Source organism: Nonomuraea sp. NPDC049655 (genome assembly GCF_044465465.1).
Classification (GTDB): Bacteria; Actinomycetota; Actinomycetes; order Streptosporangiales; family Streptosporangiaceae; genus Nonomuraea.
This window is the reverse complement of sequence record NZ_JBITLS010000031.1, coordinates 15,568-29,051: the sequence shown is the minus strand read 5'-3', so window position 1 is coordinate 29,051 and position 13,484 is coordinate 15,568. Positions and strand designations below refer to the sequence as shown.

Genomic DNA, 13,484 nt, shown 5'->3' with positions numbered 1-13,484 from the left:
CACCTGGCCCGCATGGAACTGCGCACCGCCCTCGACGTCTGGCTCCAGCGCATCCCCGCCTTCACCCTCGCCGACCCCGACGCCGTCACCTGGGCGACGGGCCAGGTGCGCGGCCCCCGCACCCTTCCGCTCCGCATCACCTGACCCTCGCCCGCCCCTGGCCCCCGCCAGGGCGCCGATCACGCGACTTCGGCCGTCACCAGGAACAGCAGGGCCGAGGCCAGGAAGGGGCGGGAGCGCAGGTCGTCGAACCACTCCTCGGCGCCGGGTTCGAGATATCCGGCGCCGACGGCCCTGACCAGGTTGCGGCGCAGGCCGAGGACGTGGTCGGCGGTGGCCAGGTCGCGGAAGACCGGCGCGGCCGTCGCCACCGACCGCACCGTGAGGCCCGCCTCCTCGCACAGCCGGGCCAGGCTGCGGCCGAGCGTGCCGTGCCGGATCATCTCGGTGGAGACGAACCGGGCCAGCGTCCGGCCGACGTCCGGGCGCGGGGAGTCGACGAGCATGCCCTCCCAGTCGGGTTCGGCCATGACGATCCGCGCCCCCGGGCGCGCCACCCGGCGGAACTCCGTCAGCACCCGCGCCGGGTCGTCCACGTGCTGCAGCACCCGGTCGGTACGGGCCCGGTCGACGCTCCCGTCCTCGAACGGCAGCTCGTGCACGTCTCCGGAACGCACCTCGACCTGGGGCCGTCCGGCCAGACGGGCGGCCGCCTCGGCGACCATCGCCGGGGCGCGGTCGAGGCCGATCACCCGTCCGGCAGGGGTGACGGCGTCGGCCATGGCGGCGAGGTCGGTCCCGGGGCCGCAGCCGAGCCCCCGGGGTGGCGAGGGTCAGGTGCGGCGGAGGCGCCACAAGGAGGTGGTTTCGGTGGTGCGGGCGGCGTGCAAGGGGTCGGTCCGGTCGGCGGCGCGTGGGTGGCGTGGCCGGGTGCGGAGCTGGTCGACGACCCGTAGGCCCGCGCTCGCGAAGGCGGACAGCAGTTCGGCACGGGTCCGTAACCCCAGCCGTTCGGCCAGGTCCGACAGGATCAGCCAGCCTTCTCCCTCCGGGGTCAGGTGCTCGCCGAGCCCGTCGAGGAAGCCGCGGAGCATCCGGCTCCCGGGGTCGTAGACCGCGTGGTCGAGGGGCGAGGCGGGCTTGGCCGGGAGCCAGGGCGGGTTGCAGACGACGAGCGGCGCGCGTCCCGGCGGGAAGAGGTCGGCCTCCAGGACGTCGACCCGGCCGGACAACCCCAGCCGTCGCACGTTGGCGCGGGCGCAGGCCACGGCGCGCGGGTCGCGGTCGGTGGCCACGACCCGCTCGACGCCTCTGCGGGCGAGGACCGCGGCGAGCACGCCCGTCCCGGTGCCGATGTCGAACGCCCCCGCGCGCGAGACCAGCGGGGCCGCGGCCACCAGGTCGACGTACTCGCCGCGCACCGGTGAGAAGACGCCGTAGTGGGGGTGGATGCGGTCGTTCAGGGCGGGCACCTCGACGCCTCGCCTGCGCCATTCGTAGGCCCCGACGATGCCCAGCAGCTCACGCAGCGAGATCACCGAAGCCTCCGTCGCGGGCCCGTAGACCTGCGCGCAGGCGCTCCGCACGTCGGGGGCGCGCCGCAGGGGGACGCTGTGGTCCGGGTCGAGCGGCACCAGCAACCGCCCCAGCGTCACGGCCCGCTGGGAACGGGCCTGCCGATGCTGATGGAAAGCCTGCGCGAGCGAAGACGCAGACGCGGCCAGGTGAGCGGACGCGGGGGCGGTCAGGTGAGCGGACGCGGGGGCGGTCGAGGAGGCGGACGCCGGCGCCGAAGCGGACGCGGGGGCGGGCGGGGGCGCGGGGGCGGGTGACGGGGAGCGGGAAGGGCGGGGTGGAGGTGCGTGGTGGTCGGCGCGGCGGGTCATGGCGCGCAGCAGGCGGCGGGCGGCGTGGAAGTCGCCGCGCCACAGCAGCGCGGTGCCCTCGCAGGCCAGCCGGTACGCCGTGGCCGCGGCCAGACGCTCGTCGGCGATCACCACGCGCGCGGGCGGCGGCGAGCCGTTCCCGGAACGCCAGCGGGCCGACCGGGCCTCGCCGTCTTCGGTCCAGCGGATCTCGAGCACTCAGGGCTCCTCATGATCGAACCAGTGATGGCCATGAGAAGCACTTCGACGCGGAGAGGGTCAGCCTGTGGCGGCCTCCCGCGAGGAAGTGCGCGCCGGGGCGTCGCCGAGAACCATGCCGGGCGGCGGGAACGACATGATCAACCTCCTCGCGGTGCTGGGAACCCCTCATCCTAGCTTCACCGGCGGACGTCGAGCACTGTCAGCTTCCTCCTGACCGCGTTTCGAGGACAGATCCGGTCGAGCCGGAATACGGTGGGCCGTTGACCATCGGCCAACGCCCGCAAGCCCTACGGAGTCTCTCCATGCGTACCGCAGCGGCAGTCCTCTCCTTCGTGCTCGCCCTCGCCCTTCTCCCCGTCCAGCCGGTGACGGCCACTGTGGCGGCCACCGCCACCACCGCCGCCTCGCCGCTGCCGGGCGGCAAGTCCACCTTCGTCGTCTCGCAGGGCCATCTCCAGGCCGCCTCCCGGCAGAACTGGGTGCGCCTGGGCACGTACCGCTTCGCCGCGAACGGCACGGTGAGCGCCGCCCTGTACCTGTGGTGGCAGCGTTTCCCCAAGGCCAGGCAGCGCACCGGCACCGTGCCCGACCCGAGCTGCACCACCAAGGCCGGCGGCGTCTCGTCGCGGCCGCGCGGCTGCGAGGTGCTCACCGCGGGCGGCTACACGGGCGGCCCGAGCGAGACCCGTACGGGGACGTACACGCTGGCGGGCAACGTGCTCACGATCCGGTGGAAGATCGCCCAGACCTGGACCGAGCAGTGGTACGTGCGCACCTCCCCCGACGGCAAGCTGGCCCGCCTCGACCTCAAGGGCAGCAGCCTGGCCACGCACGGCTACGGCTACGGCAGCAACGCCGCGATCGGCACCCGGCGCGCGATGAGCTCGGTGCGGGCCTTCCCCGGCTCGCTCAGGCAGGACCTGACGAGCTGGGCGAGCGGCACGCTGGTCAACTCGGCGAACCAGCCGTTCGGCCACTCCTCCTTCCGCGCCTGCAAGTCGACCACCTCGTGCCTGACCTACCTGCAGCCGTCCTCGCGGGGCGCGTGCCAGAAGTCGGGCGGCTGCCCCAAGTACGGCGGCGGCACGAAGGCCAACGTCAGCTCCATCCAGTACTACCTGACGACGATCTCCAAGTCCGACCGGCGTGACACGCTGTGGCACTGGTGCACGTGCCTGGCGATGGAGCGGGGCGAGTTCTGCTACACGGGCAACTCGCACGTCAAGCCGCTGATGCAGATCATCGACGACACGGGGGCCTTCCGCGGCTGGGTCGGGGTGGAGGCGTCGTTCTCGACCGGTTCGCGGGCGACGGACATGCTGGCGGTGCTGCGCATCTCCGACTTCCGCTGAGCGCCGCGTCTTCCGCTGAGCGCCGCGTCAGGAGCCGGAGCGCAGGTCCTCGGCGGCCTCCTGGTAGGCGCGGGCGGCCCGGTCGAAGTAGTCGTAGAGCACGTCGAGGTGCTCGGCCGGGTAGCCCGCGAGGATGTCGCCGATCTTCTGCCGGACGGGGGCCATGACCGCGTCGAGCTCGGCGGGCTTGCCGACCGGCTCGACGATCACCTTGCGGCGGTCGTCGGGGGCGGGCACGCGGCGGACGTATCCGGCCTGCTCCAGCCGGTCGATCAGCCGGGTGGTCGGGCCGGTGGTCAGGCCGGTGCGGACGCCGAGCTCGCCGGGGGTCATCGGGCCGGCCAGTTCGAGGATGTTCAGGGCGTACAGGTCGGTGGCGCCCAGACCGCAGGCTTTGGCGCCGGCGTGGCCGTGCAGCATGACCGCGCTCAGGTAGCGGCGGTAGCGCCGGCCGGCGTCCGACGGGTCGGGGGTGTTCGGCACGCGGTCCTCACTTCCTGTCCTCCTTCTTGGGGAAGATAAATCCCCCAAGAAGTAACTTCTTCTGCGAAGTTACCACGCGGGAGACGCGGAGGCGTCCGAGCGCGAGCAGGACGAGGGTCGTGAGCACCACGGCGGTCAGCAGCACGGCCAGGTTCAGCGGGGTGCGCAGGAAGCCCAGCGCCACGATCAGCGTGGTCGCGCCGCCGGGCGGATGCGAGCTGTCGGTGGCCAGCATGCCCAGCGTCGTGCAGGACAGCGCGATGACGACGGCGAGCACCCGGCGCCCGTCGATGTGCCCCAGATCGGGCGCGGTCCGCGTCAGCCCGGTGACGGTGAGGGCCAGGTAGCCGCCGGCGGCGCTGATGGCGTGCCCGGCGACGGTACGGCGAGGAGCGGCGGCCGGCGCCCCCGGCGCGGTGAGCACCAGGTAGATCGTCGGCCCCAGGGACGGGAAGACGAACGGCTGGTGGGCCAGCCAGGCGACCAGGGCGGGCACGCTGATGCTCACCGCGGCCCGCCCGGCGACCGCGCACGCCCCGGCGACCCGCGCCCTGACCGCCCCCCGCTTCCGGACCCCGCCGCCGGCCGCCCCCTCCGCGCCTTCCGTCCCTTCCGCGGCGGCTTCGGCGCTCATCGGGGCAGCGCGCCACCGCGGGAGCGGTAGACGATGTACGGCCTGGCCAGGTAGGCGACGGGCGCGGCGAAGGCGTGGACCAGGCGGCTGAACGGCCACAGCGCGAACAGGGCCAGGCCGAGCAGCGTGTGCGCCTGGAACACGAACGGCGCCGAGGCCATGGCGTCCACGTCCGGCTCCAGTTCGAGCAGGCTGCGGAACCACACCGACACGCCGAGCCGGTAGTCGTAGTGGCCGGACGGCCCGAGCAGGGTGGCGATCAGCCCGGCCAGCAGCACGGTGGCCAGCACCGGGTACAGGACGCGGTCGGAGCGGCCGGTGGCCCGCCGCACGGCCCGTACGCGCAGCCGCCGCCACAGCAGCACGGCGAGCCCGGCCACGGTGGCCAGCCCGGCCAGCCCGCCGACGACCAGGGCGTTGAGCTGGTACATGGGCTCGGTCACGTGCACGGCCTCGGTGAACCGCTCGGGGACGAGCAGGCCGACGAGGTGACCAGCGATCACGAACAGCAGCCCGAAGTGGAACAGCGGCCCGCCCACCCGCAGCATGCGGCTCTCGTGGAGCTGGCTGGAGCGGGTGGTCAGCCCGAACCGGTCGTAGCGGTGGCGCCAGACCGCCCCGGCGACGAACAACACCAGGACGACGTACGGCAGAACGCCCCACAGGGCGATGTCGAGATGCCTCATCGGCGGACTCCTCCGGGAACCTCGGGCAGGGCGGTGAGGCCGACGCGTTCGGCGGGCGGGCCGAGCGCCGAACGCTCGTCCACGGTCCGGCGGTCGGCGGACGTGGCGCGGGGCAAGGTCAGCCGCACGGCCTCCACGACGGCGGCGTAGCGGCTGCGGCGCGCGGTCAGGCCGGCGTGCAGCAGGTCGAGGCCGGGCCGGTGGTCGCGCAGCAGCCGGCCGCCGGGGCCGGGCACGCGGGCGGCGAACTCCAGCATCACCGGCAGGAAGTCGGGCAGCTCGCCGGTGCCGGGCCGCCAGCCGTGGGCCCGGTAGAGCGTCTTGAGCTCCACCAGGGACTCGCCGCGCCGGCGGGTGTCGCCGTCGCCGTAGTAGGTCATGTGGAGCGTGCGCCGGCCGCTGCGGTCGAACGTGGACACGTACGCGGCGCCGGCGTCGAGCGCGGGCAGGGCCGCCGCCTCGGCGCAGAAGCCGCGCAGGCGCTCGGCGGCGGCGCCGCCCGTCGAGCCGAGCGCGTCGCGGACCAGGGCGAGGCGGGCGGTCCAGTCCTCGCCCGGGTAGCTCAGGAGCAGGGAGGCGGCCTGGTGGATCAGGCGGGCGTCGTGCCGGTTCACTCGGCCGCCTCGTCCCTGGACGGGAACAGGCCGTCGGGGGTGCCCTTGCCGTCCCAGTTGAGCAGGTTGACCCGGCCGCGCAGCCGGTCGTCCCTGGTGACGGGGGCGCTGTGGAAGCTCTCGGCGAGCATGCCGGGGCCGCCGGGGGCGTCCAGGCTGCAGCCGGCGTGGTCGGCGTGGTCGGCGTGGTCGGAGGTGACGTAGGCGGTGGGGATGACGTACCGCTCGTCGTACTTGGCGATGGCGAGCAGGCGGTACATGCGTTCCAGGTCGGCGGGCGACAGGCCGGTCCCGGCGGCGATGCCGGGGTCCGGCTCGTCGCCGAGGTTGCGGGCCCGCATGTGGGCGCGCATGGCGGCCAGGCGGTGCAGCGCGGCCTCCACCGGGGCCGGGTCGCCCGCGGTGAACAGCTCGGCGAGGTAGCCGACCGGGATGCGCAGCGAGTCGATGGCGCCGAACAGGTTGCCCGCGTCCTCGCCGTCGTGCCCGGTCTCGGCGAGCGCGTCGACGATGGGCGACAGCGGCGGGACGTACCAGACCATGGGCATCGTGCGGTACTCCGGATGCAGGGGCAGCGCGATGCGGAACTCGGTGATGAGCCGGTGGACGGGCGAGCGGCGGGCCGCCTCCAGCCAGTCGTGCGGGATGCCCGCCGCCTCGGCGGCGGCGACCACCTCGGGGTCGGCGGGGTCGAGGAAGCAGTCGAGCTGCGCCGGGTACAGGTCACGTTCGTCCGGTACGGCGGCGGCCGCGCCGATGCGGTCGGCGTCGTAGAGCATGACCCCGAGGTAGCGCAGGCGGCCGACGCACGTCTCGGAGCAGACCGTCGGCTCCCCCGCCTCGATGCGCGGGTAGCAGAACGTGCACTTCTCGGCCTTGCCGGTCTGGTGGTTGAAGTACACCTTCTTGTACGGGCAGCCGGACACGCACATGCGCCACCCCCGGCACCGGTCCTGGTCGACCAGCACGATGCCGTCCTCCATGCGCTTGTACATCGCCCCCGACGGGCAGGCGGCCACGCAGGACGGGTTGAGGCAGTGCTCGCAGATGCGCGGCAGGTGGAACATGAACGCCCGCTCGTAGTCCAGCCGCACGGTGTCGCTCACCTTGCGCAGCACGACGTCGGCGGAGAGCTGCTCGGGGCCGCCGCCCAGGTCGTCGTCCCAGTTCGGGCCCCAGGTGACGGCGGTCGGCCGCCCGTCGATCAGCGAGCGGGGCGGCGCGGTGGGCACGTCGTCGCCGAGCGGCGCGCTGGTGAGGTTGTCGTAGTCGTAGGTCCAGGGCTCGTAGTAGTCGTCCAGGCCGGGGAACTCGGGGTTGGCGAAGAGCGTGGCCAGGCGGCGCAGCCGGCCGCCGGCGCGGGGCACCAGGCGGCCGTGGCGCAGCCGCCAGCCGCCCCGCCAGCGTTCCTGGTCCTGCCAGCCCCGCGGGTAGCCCTGGCCGGGGCGGGTCTCGACGTTGTTGAACCAGACGTACTCGGTGCCCGGCCGGTTGGTCCACGTCTGCTTGCAGGTCACCGAGCAGGTGTGACAGCCGATGCACTTGTCCAGGTTCATCACCATGGCGATCTGGGCCATCGGTCGCATCAGTAACGCACCTCCTGATCCCGGCGGCGGATGACGGTCACCGCGTCGCGCTGGTTGCCGGTGGGGCCGTAGTAGTTGGGGGCGAAGGAGAGCTGGCCGTACCCGCCGATCAGGTGGGTCGGCTTGACCAGGAGCTTGGTGAGCGCGTTGTGCACGCCGCCGCGCCGGCCGGTGGCCTGCGACTTGGGCACGTTCACCAGCCGCTCCTGGACGTGGTACATGAACACGGTGCCGGGCGGCATGCGGTGGGAGACGACGGCGCGGGCCACCACGACGCCGTTGACGTTGACGGCCTCGATCCAGTCGTTGTCGGCCACGCCGATCGTGGCGGCGTCCTCGACGCTGATCCAGATGACCGGGCCGCCCCTGGCCAGCGTCTGCATGAGCAGGTTCTCCTGGTACTCGGAGTGGATCGACCACTTGGAGTGCGGGGTGAGGTAGCGCACGTTCACCGCCTTGCCGCCGTCGGGCGCGGCGGGCAGGCACTCCCCCAGCGCGTCGAGGTCGAGCGGCGGCCGGTAGACGGGCAGCTGCTCGCCGAGCTCGGCCATCCAGTCGTGGTCGAGGTAGAAGTGCTGGCGGCCGGTGAGCGTGTGCCAGGGCTTGCGGTGCTCGGTGTTGATGGTGAACGGCGCGTAGCGGCGGTCGTGCCCCTCCGCGCCCGACCACTCGAAGCTGGCCCCGGCGGCCACCGGCCGGTCCTGGGTGTCGGAGAACACCGTGCGGTGCCCGGCGACCGACGCGCCCAGCTCCGACAGCCCCGAGCCGGGCCCGCAGCGCTCGGCGAGCCGGTCGAAGCCCTCGGCGGCGATCCGGCCGTTGGTGGTGCCCGACAGCGCCAGGATCGCCTCGCACAGCTTGACGTCGCTGTCCAGCAGCGGACGGCCCTCGGCCGGGCCGCCGGCGGCCGTGCCGCAGCGCGCGGCCAGCCAGGCCGACTCGGGGCCGGGCCGCACGGTGACGCCCTTGACGGTCATGCCCTGCCGCTCGGCCAGCGGGCCGAAGGCGGCCAGCTTGTCGGCGACCGCGGTGTAGTCCCGTTCGACCAGCGTCACCGCGGGCATGGTGCGGCCGGGCTCGGGCGTCTCGCCGCTCTCGCGCCAGTCGGGGACGCCGCCGCCGGGCTGGGCGATCTCGCCGGGCGTGTCGTGCTGGAGCGCGGTGGCCACCAGGTCGTGGGCGACGTCGAGGCGGCCGGCGGCCAGCTCGCTCAGCTTGCGGGCCAGGGAGTGGAAGATGTCGAAGTCGGTGCGGGCCCGCCAGGGCGGGTTGATCGCCGGGGTGAAGGCGTGCACGAACGGGTGCAGGTCGGTGCTGGACAGGTCGTGCTTCTCGTACCAGGTGGCGGCGGGCAGCACCAGGTCGGCGAAGAGCGTCGTGGAGGTCATCCGGAAGTCGAGGGCGAGCAGCAGGTCGAGCTTGCCGCGCGGCGCGTCCCGCCAGGTGACCTCCCGGGGACGGTCGGGCGGCGGCGCCTCCTCGGCGGTGGCGTTGTCGGGCGCGCCCAGCAGGTGGCGCAGGAAGTACTCGTTGCCCTTGGCCGAGGAGCCGATCAGGTTGGCCCGCCAGACGGTGAGCACCCGCGGCCAGTTCTCCGGCGCGTCGGGGTCCTCGCAGGCGAACGCCAGCCGCCCGGACTCCACCTCGCCGGCGATCCAGCGGGCCGGGTCGGCGCCGCTGTCGTGGATGCGGCGGCCCAGGTCGAGCGGGTTGGCGGCGAAGGTGGGGTAGCTCGGCATCCAGCCCAGCCGGGCCGACTGCGCCACCAGGTCGAGGGTGTGCCGCCCGGCGAACCGCCGGGGCCCGGCGGGGCTGGACAGCGTCCCGGCCGAGAACCGTTCGTAGCGCCACTGGCCGGTGTGCAGGTACCAGTACGGCGTGCCGGCCATCTGGCGGGACGGGCGCACCCAGTCGGCCGCGGTGGACAGCTGCTGCCAGCCGGTCAGCGGCCGGACCTTCTCCTGGCCCACGTAATGGGCCCAGCCGCCGCCGTTGACGCCCTGGCAGCCGGTGAGCAGCAGCAGCGTCAGGAAGGAGCGGTAGATGGTGTCGGAGTGGAACCAGTGGTTGGTGCCCGCGCCCATCATGATCATGGCCCGGCCGCCGGTGCGCTCGGCGGTGGCGGCGAACTCCCGGGCGATCCTGATCGCCTGCGCGGCCGGGGTGGAGGTGATGCGTTCCTGCCAGGCGGGCGTGCCCGGGGCGTCGGGGTCGTCGTAGCCGATGGGCCACTGGCCGGGCAGGCCGGGGCGGGCGACGCCGTACTGGGCCATGAGCAGGTCGAAGACGGTGGTGACGAGCCGGTCGCCGACCCGCCGGACCGGCACGCCCCTGCGGACGACGCCCGGCTCGTCGAAGCGCGGCAGGACCACCTCGGCGCCGTCGCAGCCGGGCGCGTGCAGGGTGAGCAGCGGGTCGAGGTCGCCGAGGTCGAGGTTCCAGCGTCCCTGCTCGGCGCTCCAGCGGTCGCCCAGCGTGCCGTTGGGCGCGACCGGGCGGCCGGTCGCGGAGTCGAGGATCATCGGCCGCCAGCGGGCCGCCTCCTCCTGACCGCCCAGGTCCGCCGAGGTCAGGAACTTGCCGGGACGCAGCCCGCCGTCGTCGTGCTCCTCCAGTCGCACCAGGAAGGGCAGGTCGGTGAAGCGCTTGACGTAGCCGGTGAAGTGCGGGGCCTGCCGTTCCGCGAAGAACTCGCGCAGGATGACGTGCCCCATGGCGACGGCCAGCGCGCCGTCGGTGCCGGGATGGGGGTGCAGCCACTCGTCGGCGAACTTGGTGGCGTCGGAGTAGTCGGGCGAGACCACGATGACCTTCTGGCCCCGGTAGCGGGCCTCGGTGACCCAGTGGGCGTCGGGCGTGCGGGTGACCGGGACGTTGGACCCCCACAGCATGAGGTAGGCCGCGTCCCACCAGTCGCCCGACTCCGGCACGTCGGTCTGGTCGCCGAACACCTGCGGCGAGGCCACGGGCAGGTCGGCGTACCAGTCGTAGAAGGACAACATCGGCGCGCCGATCAGCGACATGAACCGGGCGCCCACCGCGTGCGAGGCCATCGACATGGCCGGGATCGGCGAGAACCCGGCGACCCGGTCGGGCCCGTACGTCATGAGCGTGTGGACGTGGGCCGCCGCGGCGATCTCCAGCGCCTCGTCCCACTCGATGCGGACCAGGCCGCCCTGGCCGCGCGCCGACTGGTAGCGGTGGCGTTTGCGGGGATCGGTGGTGATCTCGGCCCAGGCCGCGACCGGGTCGCCCAGCCGCGCCCTGGCCTCCCGGTACAGCTCCACCAGGACGCCGCGGGCGTGCGGGTAGCGCACCCGGGTGGGCGAGTAGGTGTACCAGGAGAAGGCGGCGCCGCGGGGGCAGCCGCGCGGCTCGTACTCGGGACGGTCGGGGCCGACGCTGGGGTAGTCGGTCTGCTGGGTCTCCCAGGTGATCAGGCCGTCCTTGACGTAGACCTTCCAGGAGCACGAGCCGGTGCAGTTGACCCCGTGGGTGGAACGCACCACCTTGTCGTGCGCCCACCGGCGCCGGTACGGGGAGTCGTTGACCTTGTCCTCGTCGCGGTACACCGCCCGCCGGTCGGGCGTGGTGTCGGCGCGCAGCAGGTGGGTGCCCGCCGCCAGCAACCGCGCGGCCGCCGTGTCGGCGGCGCGTTCGGCTCGTGTCAGATGCATGCGTATTCCGCCAGGCACGACACATGACCTCCTCACATGGAGATGATGCTTTCGGGTATGCGCGCCGGCCCGGCCGGGACGCGGTCCTCCCCCTGCGCCCGGAAACCAGCGAATCGACTGAAAGTTGACGCGTGCAGTCAGACGACTGTTTCTAGCATGCGACAGTGTCCATATGGAATCTGTTAGTTCCACGAGAAGGTTTCGCCGCCCCCGAAAACACAATTAGGTCTATTGGCCGAAATTTCGCGAAATAAGGCGAAAAAGGGGCTGATGTCGGCGGATCAGGCGCTCAGGAGTCGGCCGCCTCGGTCAGCCGCCGCAACACGTGGACGAGCGTCCTGCGGTCGTCCGGGGCCAGTTTCTCCAGCGCCTGGCCGATGCGCTGCCGCCGCGCGGCGCGCAGCCGCTCCAGCACCTCCCGGCCGGCCGGGGTCGTGCTGATGCGGATCTCCCGGCGACTGTGGGCGGCCGGGGCCCTGCTCAGCAGGCCGGCGGTGTCCAGACGGTCGACGACCCGGCCGGCCGCGGAGAGAGACATGTCCAGGCGGTCGGCCAGGGAGCGGAGGTTCATCGGGCCGTGCCGGTCGACCGCCAGCAGCACCCGCAGCCGGGGCACCGACAGGTCGCCCAGCGCGGCCATGGCGTCGAGCGTCGCCTCCACCAGCACAAGGGACGCCTCCTCGATGTGCCATGCCGAGTCGTCCATGCCCGTACCTTCGAGCGGTGTCGTGGAGCGGCCATGGAATACCGAGGCCGCTGGTCCGACATTTTTCCACATAACGGGCCACCCATTCATCACTCCGCCGACGACCAAAAGGAAAGTCCTAGCAGGCGGCCCACCCTCGACGCACCCCCCGGCCGGTACGGGCCAGGACGACGCCATCGTCCGGCGGAGCGACGGTGTTCACTACCCATTACAGTGCTTTTCACCTGAGGTTTTCAAATGGTGATGAATTACGGGCCCGCAGGGACGCCGTCCGTGCCCAGGAAGCGGTAGTCGGCGGGGCTGGGGATGAGGTCGCGGCGGGCCCGGTCGCCAGTGCGACGGAAGCCGACGCCGCGCCGCCCGACGGCGTCCCCCATGTCGGGGGTGACCTGGACGCCCTCGATGCTCTGCAAGGCGCGAACCAGCGCGGCCCACCAGGACGGCCGCCGCCGCGAGCCGCCACCCCGGACACGCGGGACGCCACCGGGGCGGCGCGGGCATCCGCACTGCGGTCAGCAGCCTGGCCCACGCGCAGTGCATGCGGGCGTGTGTGGTGCATCCGGGCGTGTGTGGTGCATGCGGGAGTGCACGGTACATGCGGGAGTGCACGGTACATGCCGGGATGCCCAGGGCCTGCGCGGCCTCGTGCAGGGCCAGGTCCTCCCGCGCGACGAACAGCAGGACGTCGCGGTCGCCGGGCGACAGCACCGTCGCCCGCAGGGCCGCGTCATCGTTCACGGCGGGGGCAAGGAGGCCGCGGGAGCCGTCCGGTGGAAGATCAGGGGATGCGGGCCACGGCTCCGTAGTTGCCGGACGAGGCGGGGGCGTCCGCGCAGGCCAGGTCGCCGCCGGCGGGACGCCACTCGGGCACCCACACCAGGCCCGGCTCCAGCAGGTCGAGACCGTCCAGCAGGTCCGCGACCTCGGCGCGGGTGCGCACGTTCAGGCCGGGCAACGTCATGGCCAGCATGCCCCGCACGGCCGGGGCCAGCTCCCCCGGCACGCCGTCGAAGGTGATGTGCAGCAGCCCGAGGAAGCTGCCCTCGGGGACGGCGTGCCGCAGCCGCTTAACGACGGTACGGGCGCACTCGTCGTCAAGGCTGTGGGCCGACAGCAGCAGCACGGCGATCGGCCGGTCCCAGTCGAGGAACGTCTGCACCACCGGGTCGCCGAGCATCTCGTCCATCTCCCGCACGTCGCCGTCGACCACGCGGACCAGGTCGCAGAAGGGCTCGATGGTGGCCTGGGCCAGCGTCAGGGCCATCGGGTCGCTCTCGACGTACACGACGCGGACGTCCGGGCCGGGCGAGGTCAGGCGGGCCACCTCGTGCAGGCGGCTGCCGCCCGAAGGGCCGTTCGGCACCCCGCTCCCCACGATCATGAATTGGTCCACGCCTTCGACAGCGGCCAAATGACGGATCACCCGCGACAGGTATTCAAGAACGGCACGGGCCGCGGTGGTGGCGACGGGAGTTACTTGATCGAAATGGCGCACCAGGTCTCTGTCGGCGAGGAAGTTGTTCTTCCCGCCCGCGGCGGCGTCAAGTATCCGCGTGATCCTGGCGTGCGCCGTGCCAAGCCTGGCCAAGTTGCGGACAGCACGCTGGCGCATGAGCGTTGCCCCTTTCCCCTCGCCGCCACCCTCTTGCGGTAGGCGAT

The 13,484-nt window shown here is 73.1% G+C and carries 11 protein-coding genes and 1 pseudogene; 1 reads left to right on the top strand and 11 read right to left on the bottom strand.

Translation table 11 applies throughout. The features are described 5' to 3' along the window. Window positions 1-179 precede the first annotated feature (179 nt). Window positions 180-803: pseudogene (locus ACIBQ6_RS50525) on the bottom strand (methyltransferase domain-containing protein); the annotation flags it as partial. A 30-nt stretch (window positions 804-833) separates the two neighbouring features. Next, entirely contained in the window at window positions 834-2,084 is a 1,251-nt protein-coding gene (locus ACIBQ6_RS50520) for a methyltransferase (RefSeq protein WP_397219614.1), read from the bottom strand. 305 nt (window positions 2,085-2,389) lie between these two features. Between ACIBQ6_RS50520 and ACIBQ6_RS50515 the strand changes: the two genes are divergently transcribed. Then, window positions 2,390-3,439 (top strand): hypothetical protein, encoded by a 1,050-nt coding sequence (locus ACIBQ6_RS50515; protein WP_397219613.1) that lies wholly within the window; start codon window positions 2,390-2,392, stop codon window positions 3,437-3,439. A gap of 27 nt (window positions 3,440-3,466) precedes the next feature. Here the strand turns inward: ACIBQ6_RS50515 and ACIBQ6_RS50510 are convergent, their stop codons facing one another. From ACIBQ6_RS50510 to ACIBQ6_RS50470, 9 genes are all read right to left on the bottom strand, one after another. Then, on the bottom strand, window positions 3,467-3,922 hold the full coding sequence (locus ACIBQ6_RS50510; protein WP_352354937.1) for a MarR family transcriptional regulator: 456 nt from the start codon (window positions 3,920-3,922) through the stop codon (window positions 3,467-3,469). A 7-nt stretch (window positions 3,923-3,929) separates the two neighbouring features. Further along, window positions 3,930-4,556, bottom strand: a complete 627-nt coding sequence (locus tag ACIBQ6_RS50505; protein WP_397219612.1) for an HPP family protein — start codon at window positions 4,554-4,556, stop codon at window positions 3,930-3,932. Further along, entirely contained in the window at window positions 4,553-5,242 is a 690-nt protein-coding gene (gene narI / locus ACIBQ6_RS50500) for a respiratory nitrate reductase subunit gamma (RefSeq protein WP_397219611.1), read from the bottom strand. Before narI ends, ACIBQ6_RS50505 begins: the two co-directional genes overlap by 4 nt. Further along, window positions 5,239-5,856, bottom strand: coding sequence for a nitrate reductase molybdenum cofactor assembly chaperone (gene narJ / locus ACIBQ6_RS50495; protein ID WP_397219610.1), 618 nt, complete (start codon window positions 5,854-5,856; stop codon window positions 5,239-5,241). The genes narI and narJ overlap by 4 nt, the downstream gene beginning before the upstream one ends. After that, window positions 5,853-7,442, bottom strand: coding sequence for a nitrate reductase subunit beta (narH, locus tag ACIBQ6_RS50490; RefSeq protein WP_397219609.1), 1,590 nt, complete (start codon window positions 7,440-7,442; stop codon window positions 5,853-5,855). The genes narJ and narH overlap by 4 nt, the downstream gene beginning before the upstream one ends. Next, complete coding sequence (locus tag ACIBQ6_RS50485; RefSeq protein WP_397219608.1) at window positions 7,442-11,119, bottom strand: nitrate reductase subunit alpha; 3,678 nt, start codon at window positions 11,117-11,119, stop codon at window positions 7,442-7,444. Before ACIBQ6_RS50485 ends, narH begins: the two co-directional genes overlap by 1 nt. 289 nt (window positions 11,120-11,408) lie before the next feature. Then, window positions 11,409-11,825 (bottom strand): MarR family winged helix-turn-helix transcriptional regulator, encoded by a 417-nt coding sequence (locus ACIBQ6_RS50480; RefSeq protein ID WP_397174501.1) that lies wholly within the window; start codon window positions 11,823-11,825, stop codon window positions 11,409-11,411. Window positions 11,826-12,073: 248 nt separating this feature from the next. Further along, window positions 12,074-12,238 (bottom strand): hypothetical protein, encoded by a 165-nt coding sequence (locus ACIBQ6_RS50475; RefSeq protein WP_397219607.1) that lies wholly within the window; start codon window positions 12,236-12,238, stop codon window positions 12,074-12,076. A 365-nt stretch (window positions 12,239-12,603) separates the two neighbouring features. Continuing rightward, the gene (locus ACIBQ6_RS50470; protein WP_358302790.1) at window positions 12,604-13,437 is read right to left on the bottom strand and encodes an SAM-dependent methyltransferase; all 834 of its coding nucleotides are present in this window, start codon (window positions 13,435-13,437) and stop codon (window positions 12,604-12,606) included. Window positions 13,438-13,484: the final 47 nt, after the last annotated feature.